The organism is Pseudomonas sp. AAC, from assembly GCF_000725445.1.
In the GTDB taxonomy this organism is placed as follows: Bacteria; Pseudomonadota; Gammaproteobacteria; order Pseudomonadales; family Pseudomonadaceae; genus Pseudomonas; species Pseudomonas citronellolis.
The window spans coordinates 240,105-254,861 of the sequence record NZ_KL647096.1 but is presented as its reverse complement, the minus strand read 5'-3'; the positions used below and the strand labels follow the sequence as shown (position 1 = coordinate 254,861).

Below are 14,757 nucleotides of genomic sequence, written 5' to 3'. Positions count from 1 at the left end.
TTTTCCGGGCGGCCACGTCCCGTGCCGCTCCCTTGAGATGCAAGCCATTCATGTTTGGTTCCAACGACGACAAGAAGGCCCCGCAGGGCGGGGAGAAGAAAGGCCTGTTCAGCTGGTTCCGCAAGAAACCCCAGGCCGAAGAAACCGTAGCGCCAGCCCCCGAGGCCGAGGCGGCTGCCGCGCAGCCGGCGGAAAGTCCGGCGCAGCCTGAGCAACCCGCGGCGGCCGACGCGCCCCGTCCGGCCCCTGTCGACGAGCTGAGCACGCCGCTGCCCGTGGCCCCCGCCGAGCCGTTGGCGTCGGCGCCGCAGGCCGAAAGCGTGCCGGCCGAGCCGCTGGAGCCTGTTCGCCCGGCCGAGCCGCAGCCCCCGGTGGAAGCGGCCGCGCCAGTCGTCCCCGCCGCGCCCGTGGTCGAGCCTGTCCCGGCTCCGGCTCCGGCTCCGGCTCCGGCTCCGGTCGCGGAGCAGCCGGCAGCCGCCGAGCCCGCGCCCGTCGCCGTCGAGAAGCCCGCCGCTCCGACCGAAGCGGCCAAGCTCGGCTTCTTCGCCCGCCTCAAGCAGGGCCTGTCGAAGACCAGCGCCAGCCTCGGCGAGGGCATGGCCAGCCTGTTCCTGGGCAAGAAGGCCATCGACGACGACCTGCTCGACGAGATCGAGACGCGCCTGCTGACCGCCGACGTCGGCGTCGAGGCCACCACCGCCATCGTGCAGAACCTGACCCGGCGCGTGGCGCGCAAGGAACTGGCCGACAGCGAAGCGCTGTACAAGGCCCTGCAGGAAGAACTGGCCGGCCTGCTGCGCCCGGTGGAACAACCGCTGGCCATCGCGGCCGGCAAGCAGCCCTATGTGATCCTCGTGGTCGGGGTGAACGGCGTGGGCAAGACCACCACCATCGGCAAGCTGGCGAAGAAGCTGCAGCAGGACGGCAAGAAGGTCATGCTGGCTGCCGGCGACACCTTCCGCGCCGCTGCCGTTGAACAGCTGCAGGTCTGGGGCGAGCGCAACAACATCGCGGTGATCGCCCAGCACACCGGCGCCGACTCGGCCTCGGTGATCTTCGACGCCGTGCAGGCCGCCAAGGCCCGTGGCGTCGACGTGCTGATCGCCGACACCGCCGGGCGCCTGCACACCAAGGACAACCTGATGGAAGAGCTGAAGAAGGTGCGCCGGGTCATCGGCAAGCTGGACGACACGGCTCCCCACGAGGTCCTGCTGGTGCTGGATGCCGGCACCGGGCAGAACGCCATCAACCAGGCCAAGCAGTTCAACAACGCCGTGGAACTCACCGGCCTGGCCCTGACCAAACTGGACGGCACCGCCAAGGGCGGGGTGATCTTCGCCCTGGCCAAGCAGTTCGGCCTGCCGATCCGCTACATCGGCGTCGGCGAAGGGATCGACGATCTGCGCACCTTCGAGGCCGACGCTTTCGTCCGTGCATTGTTCGAGACCCGGGAGACCGCATGATCCGCTTCGAGCAGGTCGGCAAACGCTATCCCAACGGCCACGTCGGCCTGCATGACGCTTCGTTCCGCATCCACCGCGGCGAGATCCTCTTCGTCACCGGCCACTCCGGCGCCGGCAAGAGCACCCTGCTGCGGCTGATCCTGGCGATGGAGCGGCCGACCTCCGGCAAACTGCTGCTCGGCGGCCAGGACCTGGCGCGCATCACCACCGCGCAGATTCCCTTCCTGCGCCGGCAGATCGGCGTGGTGTTCCAGAACCACCAGTTGCTCAACGACCGCACGGTGTTCGACAACGTCGCCCTGCCGCTGCAGATTCTCGGCCTGCCCAAGGCGGAGATCGCCCAGCGGGTGGAAGCGGCGCTCGACCGTGTGAGCCTCAAGGAAAAGGCCGAGGACCTGCCGTCGGACCTCTCCACCGGCCAGCAGCAGCGCGTCGGCATCGCCCGCGCGGTGGTGCACCGCCCGGCCCTGCTGCTAGCCGACGAGCCCACCGGCAACCTCGACCCGCGCCTGGCCTCGGAGATCATGGGCGTGTTCGAAGACATCAACCGCCTTGGCACCACCGTGCTGATCGCCAGCCACGACCTGGCGCTGATCGCGCGCATGCGCCATCGGATGATCACCCTGCAGCGCGGGCGGATCATCGCGGACCGCGAGGAGGAGGCCTGATGAACGATCAGCAACTGCCGCACGCTCCGGAAGAGGGCACGCAGCCGAAGAAGAGCCGCGAGCGCGTGGAGAAGGAATCCACCGACTGGGGCCAGCTGTTCAGCGCCTACGGCGAAAGCCATCGCGCCAGCCTGGTGGACAGCCTCAAGCGGATGTTCGGCCACCCCTTCGGCAGCTTCTTCACCTGCCTGGTGATGGGCATCACCCTGAGCCTGCCCATGGGCCTGTCGCTGCTGCTGGGCAACGTCGAGCGCCTGGGCGGCTCCTGGCAGCGCGCGGCGCAGATTTCCCTGTACCTGGACCTGAAGACCAGCGAGAGCCAGGGCCAGGACCTGCGCGAACAGATCGAGCGCATGCCCGACGTGATCGAGGCGCAGCTGATCAGCCGCGAGGACGCGCTGAAAGAGCTGCAGGAACAGTCCGGCCTGGGCGAGGCGCTCAAGGAGCTGCCAGAGAACCCGCTGCCGGCGGTGATCTCGGTGACGCCCAAGCAGGTCGACCGCAACCAGCTCGATGCCCTGCGTCAACGCCTGGCCGAGCTGCCGGGTGTACAACAGGCGCAACTGGACCTGGTGTGGGTCGAGCGGCTGTCGGCCATCCTCAAGCTGGGCGACCGCTTCGTCTTCGGCCTGACCGTGGTGCTGGTGCTGACCCTGCTGCTGGTGATCGGCAATACCATTCGTCTGCACATCGAAAACCGCCGTAACGAAATCGAAGTGATCAAGCTGGTCGGCGGGACCGACGGCTACGTGCGTCGGCCCTTCCTTTATATGGGCGCGCTCTACGGCCTGGGCGCCGGCATCCTGTCCTGGGCCCTGCTGGAGTTCGGGCTGAACTGGCTGAACGCCTCGGTGGTCAACCTGGCCGGCCTCTACGGCAGCGATTTCACCCTGGCCGGCGTGCCCTTGAACGACGGCCTGTCGCTGACCATAGGCGCGGTGCTGCTGGGCTGGATCGGCGCCTGGCTGGCCGTGGCGCGGCACCTGCGGGAGCTGGCGCCGCGCTGACAAACGACTGATTTGCCCGGTTTTCTTCAAGGCTGTAAAGGAACTTTTACACCCGCTTGCAGTCAGATCGCTCAGTGCTACACTGCGCGAGTTTCGTGAATCGGAGGATTCGCATGACCACTTCTTTGCAACCTGTCTATGCCCTGGCTCCCGGCGCGAACCTGGAAGCCTACGTGCACTCGGTGAACAGCATCCCGCTGTTGACGCCGGAGCAGGAGCGCGAACTGGCCGAACGCCTCTTCTATCAGCAAGATCTGGAAGCGGCACGGCAAATGGTGCTGGCGCACCTGCGCTTCGTCGTGCACATCGCCCGGAGTTATTCCGGGTACGGCCTGGCCCAGGCCGATCTGATCCAGGAGGGCAACGTCGGCCTGATGAAGGCCGTGAAACGCTTCAACCCGGAAATGGGTGTGCGTCTGGTGTCCTTCGCCGTGCATTGGATCAAGGCGGAAATCCACGAGTTCATCCTGCGCAACTGGCGGATCGTCAAGGTCGCCACCACCAAGGCGCAGCGCAAGCTGTTCTTCAACCTGCGCAGCCAGAAGAAGCGTCTGGCCTGGCTGAGCAACGACGAAGTCGAACGCGTCGCCGAGAGCCTGGGCGTGGAAGCCCGGGAAGTGCGCGAGATGGAAAGCCGCCTGAGCGGCCAGGACATGGCCTTCGACCCGGCGGCCGACGCCGACGACGACAGCGCCTACCAGTCGCCGGCGCACTACCTGGAAGACCATCGCTACGACCCGGCGCGCCAGTTGGAGGAAGCGGACTGGAGCGACAGCTCCACCGCCAGCCTGCACGAGGCGCTGGAAGGCCTGGACGAGCGCAGCCGCGACATCCTCCACCAGCGCTGGCTGGCCGAGGAGAAGGCGACGCTGCACGACCTGGCGGCCAAGTACAACGTGTCCGCCGAGCGCATCCGTCAGCTGGAAAAGAACGCGATGAACAAGCTCAAGGGGCGCATCGAGGCATAAGCGCCCGCTGCACCGCTAGACTGAAGACCGCACCCCTCGGGGTGCGGTTTTTTTCTGCCCGCGAATGCCCGGAGACCCGATGCCCCGACTACGCCCGGCCCATGGCCTGCTGATCCTCGCCTTCGCCCTGCTGGCCTTCGCCGCCGGCCTGTGGGTGGCGCGCTCCACGGCGCCGCTGCCGCCCCCGGCCTGGCTGGAGGACTGGCAGCGCGAGGTGTTCGGCCCCCTGGCCGACGGCACCCTGGACCTCGGCCAGTTGCACAGCTGGCAGGAAGGCGCACTGTGGCTGACCCGCGACCAGCAGGGCGCCCAGCTGAGCTACCGCGGCACCCTGGGCACGCCCGACGGGCCCTGGCGCATGGAGGCCGAGCTGGTGTTGAGCGATGAAGAACGCAGCAGCCTGCAGAAGGCCACGGGCATAGCGCCGGGGGCGCCCGACCAGCCGCTCAGCGACGCCATGCTGGAACAACTGCGCCGGCAGGTGGTGGCCTCGGTGCTGCTGGCGCCCAGCCAGACGCTGAGCGTCGGCCGCCTGGTGGCCAGCTTCGGCCCGCCGCGCCTGCGTTTGCAGACCGACGGCGGCGAGGCGTGGATCTACCCCGAGCGCGGTCTGACGCTGCTGCACCGCAATGGCGAACTGGTCTGGCTGCAGGTGGTGCCGCGGGAGAGCCTGGCGCACTGAGCGTGGCTCAGCGCAGGCGCTCCAAGTAATCGGGGCCGCCGAGCTGCCACATCTGCTGGCGAATCCAGGCGGCGCGCTGGCGCACGTAGCCGCTGGGGCGCGCGGCGCTCCACTGGCGCGGGTTGGGCAGCACCGCAGCGAGCTGCGCGGCCTGCTGCGCCGACAGGCGGCTGGCGTCGACGCCGAAGTGATGGCGCGCGGCGGCCTGGGCGCCGAACACGCCGTCGTCCCACTCAGCGCTGTTCAGGTAGACCTCGAGGATGCGCTGCTTCGGCCACAAGGTCTCCAGCAGCACCGTGAACCAGGCTTCCAGGCCCTTGCGCAGCCAACTGCGGCCGGACCAGAGGAACAGGTTCTTGGCGGTCTGCTGGCTGATGCTACTGGCGCCGCGGAGGCTCTTGCCACGGCCGTTGTGGGCCAGGGCCTGCTCGATGGCCGGCAGGTCGAAGCCGTGGTGCTCGGCGAACTTCTGGTCCTCGCCGGCGATGACCGCCACCTTGAGGTTGTCGGAAATCGCGTCCCAGCTGCGCCAGTCGCGCTGCAGGTCGATGGGCTGGCCGTTGAACCAGGACTGCACTTTGCGCTCGACCATCAGCATGCTGCCCGGCGGCGGCACCCAGCGCAGGACGACGACCACGGCCACACTGCCCAGGGCGAAATAGACGAGGAACTTGAACAGGCGGCGGAGTAGGTTGCGCATGCTGGGGTTTGCCCGGGCGATAGTGCGCGTCATTATAACGGCCCTGACCTATCGGGGAGTTTCCCATGTTGCGTACCTTCCTGCTGTTCGCCGCCTTCTTCGGTTTCACCGGCGTAGCTCTCGGCGCTTTCGTCGCCCACGGCCTGAAGAGCCGCCTGAGCGCCGACTACCTGGCGATCTTCCAGACCGGCGTGCATTACCAGATGCTCCATGCCCTGGCCCTGTTCGGCGTGGCGCTGCTGTCGGCGCACCTGGGCGGCCGCCTGGTGGGCATCGCCGGCGGGTTCTTCGTCGCCGGCATCCTGATCTTCTCCGGCAGCCTCTACCTGCTGACCCTGACGTCCACCCCGGTGCTCGGCGCCATCACGCCCATCGGCGGCGTCTGCTTCCTCGCCGGCTGGCTGTGCCTGGGCCTGGCGGCCTGGAGGCTGGCGGGCTGACCCGGACGTCAGAATCGCCGGCCGATGCCCCGCTTGCGCCTTGGTCATCGCCGGCTCTCGGGCTAGAATGCCCACCCCCTCCAATCGCGACGGTGCTGCCCATGCGTATCCAGTTGAACGGCGAACCCTACGAGCTGCCCGACGGCCAGAGCGTGGCCCACCTGCTCGAACGCCTGGAACTGGGCGGGCGCCGCGTCGCGGTCGAACTGAACCTGGACATAGTGCCGCGCAGCCAGCACGCCGCCACCGCCCTCAAGGAGGGTGACCAGGTGGAGGTGGTGCACGCCATCGGCGGCGGCTAGGCCGTCGCTTCCCCGATTCAGGCCCCGCCCCACCCGCTTTTGCTGAGGAAAGATCCGATGAGCCAAGCCTCTTCCACCCTGCCGGTCGACAAGCCTTTCACCCTCGCCGGGCGCACCTATGAATCGCGCCTGCTGGTCGGCACCGGCAAGTACCAGGATCTCGACGAGACGCGCCGCGCCATCGAGGCCTCCGGCGCGCAGATCGTCACGGTGGCGGTGCGCCGCACCAACATCGGCCAGAACCCCGACGAGCCCAACCTGCTCGACGTGATCCCGCCGGACCGCTACACCATCCTGCCGAACACCGCCGGCTGCTACGACGCCGTGGAAGCGGTGCGCACCTGCCGCCTGGCCCGCGAGCTGCTGGACGGCCACAACCTGGTCAAGCTGGAAGTGCTGGCCGACCAGAAGACGCTGTTCCCCAACGTCGTGGAAACCCTCAAGGCCGCCGAAGTGCTGGTCAAGGACGGCTTCGACGTGATGGTGTACACCAGCGACGATCCCATCATCGCCCGCCAGCTGGCCGAGATGGGCTGCATCGCGGTGATGCCGCTGGCCGGCCTGATCGGTTCCGGCCTGGGCATCTGCAACCCCTACAACCTGCGCATCATCCTCGAAGAGGCTACGGTGCCGGTGCTGGTCGACGCCGGCGTAGGCACCGCTTCCGACGCCACCATCGCCATGGAACTGGGCTGTGAGGCAGTGCTGATGAACACCGCCATCGCCCACGCGCAGAACCCGGTGATGATGGCCGAGGCCATGAAGCACGCCATCGTCGCCGGTCGCCTGGCCTACCTGGCCGGGCGCATGCCGCGCAAACTGTACGCCAGCGCCTCCTCGCCGATGAGCGGCCTGATCGGCTGACCCCGGCGCGGCGCCCCGAGCGGGCCGGTTCGCCAAGCGCGGGCCGGCCCGTCGTCACTTTCACTGCCCCGTTTTTTCCAAGGTCCGAACATGAGCGATACCCAGCAGCCCCAGGCCGAGCAGGCCACCGACCGGCCGATGCGCACCATCAAGAGCTTCGTGATGCGCGCCGGGCGCATGACCGAAGGCCAGCAGCGCGGCCTCGACCAGGGCTGGCCGCGCTTCGGCCTGGAACTGGTCGACGGCCCGCGCGACTTCGACCAGGTGTTCGGGCGCAAGGCCCCGCGCACCTTCGAGATCGGCTTCGGCATGGGCCACGCCACCCTGGAGATGGCCGCCGCGGCGCCGGACCAGGACTTCATCGGCGTCGAAGTGCACCGCCCGGGCGTGGGCGCGCTGCTCAACGGCATGCTGACGCAGAATCTCACCAACATCCGCGTCTACAGCTGCGACGCCCTGGAAGTGCTGCGCGACTGCGTGGCCGACGCCAGCCTGGACCGCGTGCTGCTGTTCTTCCCCGACCCCTGGCATAAGGCGCGCCACCACAAGCGCCGCATCGTCCAGCCGGCCTGGGCGGAGTTGGTGCGCAGCAAGCTCAAGGTCGGCGGCGTCCTGCACATGGCCACCGACTGGGAACAGTACGCCGAGCACATGCTGGAAGTGATGAACGCCGCGCCCGGCTACCGCAACCTGTCCCCGGACAACACCTACGTGCCGCGCCCGGAAGAGCGCCCGGTGACCAAGTTCGAACGCCGCGGCGAGCGCCTGGGCCATGGCGTCTGGGACCTGAAGTTCCAGCGCGTCGACTGAGCCATCGAAACGTCCTACATGGGAATGGCGTGGGTGGGGCGGCGCGTGTCGACTGCGCCGCAATGCTTTTCGTAGGATGGGTTGAGCCTGCGAAACCCATGCGGCCGTGGTGATGGGTATCGCTTCGCTCAACCCATCCTACGAGGGCGTTCCCCTGCCCCTGTAGGAGCGGGCCCTGCCCGCGATATCGCGCGCAGGGCGCGCTCCTACATGGCAATGGCGTGGGTGGAGCGGCGGCGTGTCGACTGCGCCGAGGTGCTCTTCGTAGGATGGGTTGAGCCTGCGAAACCCATGCGGTTGCGGTGATGGGTATCGCTTCGCTCAACCCATCCTACGTCAGTGTTTCCCCTGCCCCTGTAGGAGCGGGCCCTGCCCGCGATTGCACGCAGGGCGCGCTCCTACCGCGGAATCAGTCGATCAGCTCCGCGCCGACCACGGTGATGTCCGGCAGGCTCAGCGGCGCCGGGGTGATCTGCAGGTACTTGATGCTGCTGCGCGGGATCAGCAGCAGGTCGCCGTCCACCTCGATGCTCAGGCAGGGCGACTCCAACTGCTTGCGGATGCCCTGCGCTACCTCCACCGGGTCCTCGCTCTGTTGCGGGAAGCGCAGCGCCAGGCGCTGGCCGTCGACGAAGTGCAGGTACAGGTGCTTGATCGGTTTCATGGCGTTTCCCCAGCTGCGCGTTGGCTACTGGGGAAACACTAGCAGGCCCGTCAGCTGCGGTCGGCGATCATGCCGATGATGAAGAACAGCAACAGCAGCACCGGCGCCAGGGTGTAGTTGTTGAAGTAGTTCAGGCCGTGGGCCACCCAGGGGGTGACGAAGACCATGGCCAGGCCGTAGCCCACGGCGCAGATGAGCACGAACAGCAGGGTGCGGAAGACGAAGTTGAGGCTGCCGATGCGCTGCTGCACCCAGGCGTTGATCGCCGGGCCGAACAGCACCAGCAGGGTGGCCATGATCGCCAGGGCGATATCGGACAGATGGCTGCGGCTCCAGCGGGAGGCGCTGGCGATCAGGTCGAGGGCGAAGTCCATGCAGGCTCCTTGGTCGGGGGCGGTCGACGGGGGAGTTTACCCGAGCGACAGGTGGGTGGTTCAGCTGTCGGGCTTTTTTCGCAGCAGCAGTTGCAACGTCTTCCAGGCCAGTTTCTTGTCGCGCAGCAGCAGAAGCTGCTTGATCAGGCGCAGCGGCAGGTGGCGCCGGTAGCTGGCGAAGAGTTCGGGGCGGTGCTGGCTGTAGTAGCGGTACTCCGACTCGTAGATGCTTTCGTAGCGGGCCCGGGATACCTGGTTGCGGCTGCTGATCGAGAGGTTCTGGCGGATTCCCGCGGCCATGACGTAGACCTGCTTGCCGTCGGACAGCGCGCGGTGGAAGGCCCAGTGGTCCAGGTAATCCAGCGGGAAGGCGGGATTGAAGCCGCCGATCCGGTCCAGCCAGGTCGTGCGCCAGCAGGCGCCGGAGTTGATCGCGGTCATCTGCTGCCTGCGATAGCCGGTCTCGATGCCCTCCGCACTGGCGCGGACACGGCTGTTGTCCATGGGCGAGACCTGGCGCTGGCCATCGCTGACCCGCGGCACCATGCAGACGCAATCGGCGGCCAGGCCGTCCGCCCGTTCCGTCAGTTCGTGGAAATACGCCTCGGGCAGCCGGGTGTCCTGGTCGAGCAGCAGCAACCAGTCGTGGCCTTGCTCGCAGGCGTCGCGCAGCGCCAGGTTGTAGGCGGCGGCGAGGCCCGGGTTGCTCGGGTCGTGTCTGTAGTTCACGGCGATGGGGTATTCGCCGGGCGGCAGCGCCTGGGGCGTTGGGCTGTTGTCGTGGATGACCAGGCTGACGTCATGGGTGGCCAGCAGGTCCTGGTTCTGCATGAGGCTGCGGAAGCTCTCCGAGTCGCCGAGCTTCTGCTTGTAGATCACCAGGACGATGGTCGCTCGCATGCCGCGCGCAGGCCTCAGGGCAGGAACTGCTGCAGCAGGTCGTTGAGGAACAGCTGGCCGCGCTCGGACGGCCGCAGGCGCTCGTCGTCCTCGGCCAGCAAGCCCTGGGCGCGGGCTTCGCGGCAGGCTTCGGCGATGGCTTGCAGCGGCAGGCCGGTGCGCTGCTCGAACAGCTCTGCCGGGACGCCGTCCACCAGGCGCAGGGCGTTCATCATGAACTCGAAGGGCAGGTCGGCCGCTTCCAGCACCCGTTCGCCGGCCTGGAAGGCCTTGGCCGGGTTCAGGTAGTCCTTCGGCAGGCGCGTCTTCCAGGTGCGCAGGATGCGGCCTTCGGGGCTGCTGAGCTTGGCGTGGGCGCCGGCGCCGATGCCGAGGAAGTCGCCGAAGGTCCAGTAGTTGAGGTTGTGCCGGGCGCGCAGGCCGTCGCGGGCGTAGGCCGAAGTCTCGTACTGGACGTAGCCGGCCTGCGCTAGCCGGGCCTGGCCGGCTTCCTGGATTTCCCAGAGGGCGTCGTCTTCCGGCAGTTCCGGCGGCTGGCTCCAGAACACCGTGTTCGGCTCCATGGTCAGCTGGTACCAGGACAGGTGCGTCGGGGCCAGGGCGATGGCCTGCTCCAGGTCGGCCAGGGCGTCGGCCACGCTCTGGTCGGGCAGGCCGTGCATCAGGTCGAGGTTGAAGTTGTCGAAGCCGGCGCGGCGCGCCATGTCCGCCGCGCGCACCGCCTCGTCGCCATCGTGGATACGCCCCAGGGCCTTGAGCTTGTCGGCCTGGAAACTCTGCACGCCGATGGACAGGCGGTTGATGCCCAGGGCCCGGTAGTCGGCGAACTTGGCCTGTTCGAAGGTGCCGGGGTTGGCCTCAAGGGTGATTTCGATGTTGTTTTCGAAACCGACTTCGCGCTCCAGGCCTTCGAGGATGCGCCCCAGGGCACTGGCGGAGAACAGGCTGGGCGTGCCGCCGCCGAAGAAGATCGAGGTCAGCCTGCGGCCGTGGACGTGCTGCCGGTCAGCCGCCAGGTCGGCCAGTAGCGCCTGGACGTAGGCGTCCTCGGGCAGCTCCGGACCGGCGGCGTGGGAGTTGAAGTCGCAGTACGGGCATTTGCGCACGCACCAGGGGATATGGATGTAGGCCGACAGGGGCGGGAGCTGAAAGCCGGAAGCTGGAAGCTGGTGGCTTTCAGCTTCGAGCTTCGAGCTTTCAGCTGCTTTCATAACCCCAACCGCTGTTTCAGCAGCGCCATGGCGCGGGCGCGGTGGCTCAGGCGGTTCTTCTGCTCGGGGGGCAGTTCGGCGCTGGAGCAGCCGCTTTCCGGCACCCAGAACAGCGGGTCGTAGCCGAAGCCGTGCTCGCCGCGGGCCTCGTGGAGGATGCTGCCTTCCCAGATGCCTTCGCAGAGGATCGGCAGCGGGTCGTCGGCATGCCGCACCAGGGCCAGGACGCTGACGAACTGCGCGCCACGCTGGTCGTCCGGCACGCCCTGCAGGGCGTCCAGCAGCTTGGCGTTGTTCGCCGCATCACCCTTGCCGTCGGCGTAGCGCGCGGAGTAGATGCCCGGCGCGCCGCCGAGGTAGTCCACCGCCAGGCCCGAGTCGTCGGCCAGCGCCGGCAGCCCGGAGATGCGCGCGGCGTTGCGCGCCTTGAGGATGGCATTCTCGACGAAGGACAGGCCGGTTTCCTCCGGCTCCACGTCGCTGAACTCGCCGATGGAGCGCACCTTCACGTGGGCGCCCAGCATGGCCTGGAGTTCCTTGAGTTTGCCGGCGTTGTGACTGGCCAGCACCAGTTGTTCGAGCTTGATCATTCGTCTGGGTAGATTTCCTGGAGGAACTCGAAGCTTTGCGGGGCTTCGGAGCCTTTCTGTACCTGGATGTCGAAGGTCAGGGTGTCACGGCCTTCGATGGGGAACTGGGCGATGTGGTAGACCGCGCCTTCTTCCACCACGCGCTTGAAGGTCAGCGGGATCGGTTGGCCCATGAGGTTCTTGGCGGTGCCGGAGACGGTGACCTGGGCCGGCTTGCCGCTGGCGTCCAGCGGCACGATGTTGACCACGCCCTGGGCCTTGCTGCGCACCACGCCGACGGCCGCGGCGACCTTGGGCTGGAGGAAGCTGGAGTTGTAGACGCTGTAGTGGACCTTGAGGTCCCCCAGCGTGGTGGCCTGCTCGGCGAAGGCCGGCAGTGCCAGGAACAGGCAGAACAGCAGGGAGGCTAGGCGGCGCATGGTTTTCTTCTCCTGGGTTCGGGGCCCCGGGCGGTTCAGACGGCGATGCGGTGGTCCGGCAGGCTTGGACCGCTGACCCGGTAGATGCCGATTTCACCCAACAGATTAGGCCAAACTCGGCACGACCAGCGATGACGGTGGTCACGATCCACCGCCAGGCGGTCGAGCACCCGCAGGCGCTTCTCGCGGCACAGCGCCTCGAAGTCCTTGAAGGTGCAGAAGTGGATGTTCGGCGTGTTGTACCAGGTGTAGGGGAGGAATTCCGACACCGGCATGCGGCCGTTGCGCGCCAGGTACCAGCGGCAGCGCCAGTGGCCGAAGTTGGGGAAGGTGATGATGCAGGTGCGGCCGACGCGGAGCATCTCTTCGAGGATTCTGTCCGGGTAGTGCACGGCCTGCAGGGCCTGGGTCATGACCACCACGTCGAAGCTGTTGCTGGCGAAGCTGCCGAGGCCCTTGTCCAGGTCCTGCTCGATGACGTTAACGCCACGTTCGACGCATCTGGCGATGTTTTCGCCATCGATTTCCAGGCCATAGCCGGTGACCTGCTTGTGCTCGGCCAGCCAGGCGAGCAGTTCGCCGTCGCCGCAGCCCAGGTCGAGCACCCGGCTGCCGGCGGGGATCCAGTCTTGGATGATGTCCAGGTCGGCGCGCATGGGGCTTCCTTATACGCTGATGCGGTTCATGTAGGCGCTGAAGGCCTGGAGGTAGCGGGGGATCGGCATGAGGAAGGCGTCGTGGCCCTGGGGTGCGTCGATCTCCAGGTAGCAGACGTTCTTCTTCGCCGCGATCAGGGCGTCGACGATCTCCCGCGAGCGCGCCGGGGAGAAGCGCCAGTCGGTGGTGAAGGACATCAGGCAGAAGTCCGCCTTCACCCCGGCCAGGGTGCGCACCAGGTCGCCGTCGTGGGCGGAGGCCGGGTCGAAATAGTCCAGCGCCTTGGTCATCAGCAGGTAGGTGTTGGCGTCGAAGCGGGTGGAGAATTCCTCGCCCTGGTAGCGCAGGTAGCTCTCGACCTGGAATTCGACGTTGTAGAGGTCGTAGTTGAGCTTCTCGGCCTTGCGGTCGCGGCCGAATTTCTCGCCCATGGCGTCATCGGACAGGTAGGTGATGTGCCCGACCATGCGCGCCAGGCGCAGGCCGTGGCGCGGGATCACGCCCTGTTCCTGGAAGTGGCCGCCGAGGAACTCCGGGTCCGAGAGGATGGCCTGGCGCGCCACTTCGTTGAAGGCGATGTTCTGCGCAGAGAGCTTGGGCGCGCTGGCGATGCACAGGCAGTGGCGCACGCGCTCGGGGTAGCTGATGGTCCACTGCAGCGCCTGCATGCCGCCCAGGCTGCCGCCGACCACCGCGGCCCACTGATTGATGCCCAGGCGATCAGCCAGGCGAGCCTGGCTGTTGACCCAGTCTTCCACGGTGACCACCGGAAAATCGGAGCCGTAGATGCGCCCGGTCTCCGGGTCGAGGCTGGTGGGGCCGGTGGAGCCGTTGCAGCCGCCGAGGTTGTTCAGCGCGACCACGAAGAACTTGCGGGTGTCGATGGCCTTGCCCGGGCCGATGCAGCTGTCCCACCAGCCCGGCTTGCGCTCGTCGGGGCTGTTGTAGCCGGCGGCGTGGTGGTGGCCGGAAAGCGCATGGCAGATCAGCACGGCGTTGCTAGCCGTGGCGTTCAGCTCGCCGTAGGTCTCGATCACCAGCTGGTATTCGGGCAGCGTCCTGCCGCTGGCCAGGGCCAGGGGTTCGCTGAAGTGCAGCGTCTGGGGAGAGACCAGACCGACGGAATCTTCGGGGAAGACTGTTGGCATCGACCCAGCTCATGAATAAAAGGAGGGCGCCAGTCTAAAGAGGGTGGCCAGAGAGGGCAAGGTTGCTCAGCCAGGCAGGTTCTGGCGGATTTTCAGCGCCCATTCCGGGGTTTCGGATTCATCGCAGTAGCATTTGGAAAGTCGCCCGTCGCGGGTTCTGAATAGCGGGCGGGGTTCCTGTCGATCCACGGAGTTGTCGAACACGTAGAGTCGGTCCACCCAATTGGCCAGTGCATCGCAATTGACTATGGATTTGAAGTAGCGCGAGACGATTTTGCTGATGCGCACTTCGTGGCCGCCATCCATATAGCGGAAAGTGATGCGTGAGGCATTGATGGCTGGGTGCGTAGTGCTGACGAAAAATACCCTGACGAAATAGCCGGCATCCTTGGCCCGAGCGATGAAGTCCAGTTTGTCATCCGTGGAAAGCACCGTCTCGAAGGCCAGGCTCGTCCCCTCGACCAAGGCTTTCTCACGCAGTTGCTGGGCCTTGTTGGCCGCTTCGATGGCTGCCTCTTCGGAGTTCCAGCCCCCGAATTCCCGTTCGGCGATTTCATCCGGATTGATGAAGATGCAGCCTTCCAGCCACTGATGTTCGCGAAGCTGCTCGGTGATGGAGGTCTTGCCGGAGCCATTGGGGCCGGCGAAGACGATCAGCCTGGGTTTTTCCATGCTTCAGGTTTTGGGCTGGGGGCGCTGGTCACGACGCTTGCGGCTGTCTTCGAAAGCGGCGTTCAACGATGCCCTGAGCTGCTGGTCGACGCGGGATATCCGCTGCCGGGCGGCCTGACGAACCTCGCTCAGCAGGTCGGACAACTGCTCCTCGCTGGGTTCGTTGGGGTTGGAGATCAGGTTGTAGTTCGACATGGGCGGTACTCCCCATCGATAGG

General features: G+C 67.0%; 20 protein-coding genes. 9 read left to right on the top strand and 11 right to left on the bottom strand.

Going from position 1 to position 14,757, the window contains the following annotated elements; genetic code table 11:
• Positions 1-50 precede the first annotated feature (50 nt).
• The 5 genes from ftsY (at position 51) to FG99_RS10975 (ending at position 4,788) form a co-directional block, all read left to right on the top strand.
• Positions 51-1,463: a signal recognition particle-docking protein FtsY gene (gene ftsY / locus FG99_RS10995; RefSeq protein ID WP_043269526.1), complete on the top strand. Its 1,413-nt coding sequence runs from the start codon at positions 51-53 to the stop codon at positions 1,461-1,463.
• Positions 1,460-2,131, top strand: coding sequence for a cell division ATP-binding protein FtsE (gene ftsE, locus FG99_RS10990; RefSeq protein ID WP_009615202.1), 672 nt, complete (start codon positions 1,460-1,462; stop codon positions 2,129-2,131). Before ftsY ends, ftsE begins: the two co-directional genes overlap by 4 nt.
• Positions 2,131-3,138 (top strand): permease-like cell division protein FtsX, encoded by a 1,008-nt coding sequence (ftsX, locus tag FG99_RS10985; protein ID WP_009615204.1) that lies wholly within the window; start codon positions 2,131-2,133, stop codon positions 3,136-3,138. The genes ftsE and ftsX overlap by 1 nt, the downstream gene beginning before the upstream one ends.
• Before the next feature lie 113 nt (positions 3,139-3,251).
• Entirely contained in the window at positions 3,252-4,106 is an 855-nt protein-coding gene (gene rpoH / locus FG99_RS10980; RefSeq protein WP_009615206.1) for an RNA polymerase sigma factor RpoH, read from the top strand.
• 79 nt (positions 4,107-4,185) lie between these two features.
• Complete coding sequence (locus tag FG99_RS10975; RefSeq protein ID WP_043269524.1) at positions 4,186-4,788, top strand: hypothetical protein; 603 nt, start codon at positions 4,186-4,188, stop codon at positions 4,786-4,788.
• A 7-nt stretch (positions 4,789-4,795) separates the two neighbouring features.
• Here the strand turns inward: FG99_RS10975 and mtgA are convergent, their stop codons facing one another.
• Positions 4,796-5,521 carry a monofunctional biosynthetic peptidoglycan transglycosylase gene (gene mtgA / locus FG99_RS10970; RefSeq protein ID WP_043269522.1) on the bottom strand — a complete coding sequence of 242 codons (726 nt, stop codon included), beginning with the start codon at positions 5,519-5,521 and terminating at the stop codon, positions 4,796-4,798.
• A gap of 32 nt (positions 5,522-5,553) precedes the next feature.
• On the opposite strand from mtgA, the gene FG99_RS10965 reads away from it, so the two are divergent.
• The 4 genes from FG99_RS10965 (at position 5,554) to trmB (ending at position 7,904) form a co-directional block, all read left to right on the top strand.
• Positions 5,554-5,928, top strand: a complete 375-nt coding sequence (locus tag FG99_RS10965; RefSeq protein ID WP_043269519.1) for a DUF423 domain-containing protein — start codon at positions 5,554-5,556, stop codon at positions 5,926-5,928.
• A gap of 101 nt (positions 5,929-6,029) precedes the next feature.
• Positions 6,030-6,230 (top strand): sulfur carrier protein ThiS, encoded by a 201-nt coding sequence (thiS, locus tag FG99_RS10960; RefSeq protein ID WP_009615213.1) that lies wholly within the window; start codon positions 6,030-6,032, stop codon positions 6,228-6,230.
• A gap of 57 nt (positions 6,231-6,287) precedes the next feature.
• Positions 6,288-7,094: a thiazole synthase gene (locus tag FG99_RS10955; protein ID WP_009615215.1), complete on the top strand. Its 807-nt coding sequence runs from the start codon at positions 6,288-6,290 to the stop codon at positions 7,092-7,094.
• A 138-nt stretch (positions 7,095-7,232) separates the two neighbouring features.
• Complete coding sequence (gene trmB / locus FG99_RS10950; protein WP_218187146.1) at positions 7,233-7,904, top strand: tRNA (guanosine(46)-N7)-methyltransferase TrmB; 672 nt, start codon at positions 7,233-7,235, stop codon at positions 7,902-7,904.
• A gap of 409 nt (positions 7,905-8,313) precedes the next feature.
• Here the strand turns inward: trmB and FG99_RS10945 are convergent, their stop codons facing one another.
• From FG99_RS10945 to FG99_RS10900, 10 genes are all read right to left on the bottom strand, one after another.
• Positions 8,314-8,568, bottom strand: a complete 255-nt coding sequence (locus tag FG99_RS10945) for a hypothetical protein (protein WP_009615219.1) — start codon at positions 8,566-8,568, stop codon at positions 8,314-8,316.
• A 50-nt stretch (positions 8,569-8,618) separates the two neighbouring features.
• Positions 8,619-8,942 carry a DUF3392 domain-containing protein gene (locus tag FG99_RS10940; protein ID WP_009615221.1) on the bottom strand — a complete coding sequence of 108 codons (324 nt, stop codon included), beginning with the start codon at positions 8,940-8,942 and terminating at the stop codon, positions 8,619-8,621.
• Between the two features lie 60 nt (positions 8,943-9,002).
• Positions 9,003-9,842 (bottom strand): glycosyltransferase, encoded by an 840-nt coding sequence (locus tag FG99_RS10935; RefSeq protein WP_043269515.1) that lies wholly within the window; start codon positions 9,840-9,842, stop codon positions 9,003-9,005.
• Between the two features lie 14 nt (positions 9,843-9,856).
• Positions 9,857-11,053 (bottom strand): radical SAM family heme chaperone HemW, encoded by a 1,197-nt coding sequence (gene hemW, locus FG99_RS10930; protein ID WP_043269513.1) that lies wholly within the window; start codon positions 11,051-11,053, stop codon positions 9,857-9,859.
• Positions 11,050-11,643 (bottom strand): RdgB/HAM1 family non-canonical purine NTP pyrophosphatase, encoded by a 594-nt coding sequence (rdgB, locus tag FG99_RS10925; RefSeq protein ID WP_009615226.1) that lies wholly within the window; start codon positions 11,641-11,643, stop codon positions 11,050-11,052. Before rdgB ends, hemW begins: the two co-directional genes overlap by 4 nt.
• Positions 11,640-12,062, bottom strand: coding sequence for a DUF4426 domain-containing protein (locus FG99_RS10920; RefSeq protein WP_009615227.1), 423 nt, complete (start codon positions 12,060-12,062; stop codon positions 11,640-11,642). Before FG99_RS10920 ends, rdgB begins: the two co-directional genes overlap by 4 nt.
• Before the next feature lie 35 nt (positions 12,063-12,097).
• Positions 12,098-12,718: a methionine biosynthesis protein MetW gene (metW, locus tag FG99_RS10915; protein ID WP_043269511.1), complete on the bottom strand. Its 621-nt coding sequence runs from the start codon at positions 12,716-12,718 to the stop codon at positions 12,098-12,100.
• Between the two features lie 9 nt (positions 12,719-12,727).
• Entirely contained in the window at positions 12,728-13,867 is a 1,140-nt protein-coding gene (locus FG99_RS10910; protein ID WP_043269509.1) for a homoserine O-succinyltransferase MetX, read from the bottom strand.
• Positions 13,868-13,933: 66 nt separating this feature from the next.
• Positions 13,934-14,539 carry an ATPase gene (locus FG99_RS10905; protein WP_043269507.1) on the bottom strand — a complete coding sequence of 202 codons (606 nt, stop codon included), beginning with the start codon at positions 14,537-14,539 and terminating at the stop codon, positions 13,934-13,936.
• A gap of 3 nt (positions 14,540-14,542) precedes the next feature.
• Complete coding sequence (locus tag FG99_RS10900) at positions 14,543-14,734, bottom strand: hypothetical protein (RefSeq protein WP_009615231.1); 192 nt, start codon at positions 14,732-14,734, stop codon at positions 14,543-14,545.
• Between the last annotated feature and the right edge of the window lie 23 nt (positions 14,735-14,757).

Bases quoted from the DNA above. Each gene is read 5' to 3' on its own strand.
- ftsY (WP_043269526.1), top strand. From the start codon at position 51: ATGTTTGGTTCCAACGACGACAAGAAGGCCCCGCAGGGCGGGGAGAAG.
- ftsE (WP_009615202.1), top strand. From the start codon at position 1,460: ATGATCCGCTTCGAGCAGGTCGGCAAACGCTATCCCAACGGCCACGTC.
- ftsX (WP_009615204.1), top strand. From the start codon at position 2,131: ATGAACGATCAGCAACTGCCGCACGCTCCGGAAGAGGGCACGCAGCCG.
- rpoH (WP_009615206.1), top strand. From the start codon at position 3,252: ATGACCACTTCTTTGCAACCTGTCTATGCCCTGGCTCCCGGCGCGAAC.
- FG99_RS10975 (WP_043269524.1), top strand. From the start codon at position 4,186: ATGCCCCGACTACGCCCGGCCCATGGCCTGCTGATCCTCGCCTTCGCC.
- mtgA (WP_043269522.1), bottom strand. From the start codon at position 5,521: ATGACGCGCACTATCGCCCGGGCAAACCCCAGCATGCGCAACCTACTC.
- FG99_RS10965 (WP_043269519.1), top strand. From the start codon at position 5,554: ATGTTGCGTACCTTCCTGCTGTTCGCCGCCTTCTTCGGTTTCACCGGC.
- thiS (WP_009615213.1), top strand. From the start codon at position 6,030: ATGCGTATCCAGTTGAACGGCGAACCCTACGAGCTGCCCGACGGCCAG.
- FG99_RS10955 (WP_009615215.1), top strand. From the start codon at position 6,288: ATGAGCCAAGCCTCTTCCACCCTGCCGGTCGACAAGCCTTTCACCCTC.
- trmB (WP_218187146.1), top strand. From the start codon at position 7,233: ATGCGCACCATCAAGAGCTTCGTGATGCGCGCCGGGCGCATGACCGAA.
- FG99_RS10945 (WP_009615219.1), bottom strand. From the start codon at position 8,568: ATGAAACCGATCAAGCACCTGTACCTGCACTTCGTCGACGGCCAGCGC.
- FG99_RS10940 (WP_009615221.1), bottom strand. From the start codon at position 8,942: ATGGACTTCGCCCTCGACCTGATCGCCAGCGCCTCCCGCTGGAGCCGC.
- FG99_RS10935 (WP_043269515.1), bottom strand. From the start codon at position 9,842: ATGCGAGCGACCATCGTCCTGGTGATCTACAAGCAGAAGCTCGGCGAC.
- hemW (WP_043269513.1), bottom strand. From the start codon at position 11,053: ATGAAAGCAGCTGAAAGCTCGAAGCTCGAAGCTGAAAGCCACCAGCTT.
- rdgB (WP_009615226.1), bottom strand. From the start codon at position 11,643: ATGATCAAGCTCGAACAACTGGTGCTGGCCAGTCACAACGCCGGCAAA.
- FG99_RS10920 (WP_009615227.1), bottom strand. From the start codon at position 12,062: ATGCGCCGCCTAGCCTCCCTGCTGTTCTGCCTGTTCCTGGCACTGCCG.
- metW (WP_043269511.1), bottom strand. From the start codon at position 12,718: ATGCGCGCCGACCTGGACATCATCCAAGACTGGATCCCCGCCGGCAGC.
- FG99_RS10910 (WP_043269509.1), bottom strand. From the start codon at position 13,867: ATGCCAACAGTCTTCCCCGAAGATTCCGTCGGTCTGGTCTCTCCCCAG.
- FG99_RS10905 (WP_043269507.1), bottom strand. From the start codon at position 14,539: ATGGAAAAACCCAGGCTGATCGTCTTCGCCGGCCCCAATGGCTCCGGC.
- FG99_RS10900 (WP_009615231.1), bottom strand. From the start codon at position 14,734: ATGTCGAACTACAACCTGATCTCCAACCCCAACGAACCCAGCGAGGAG.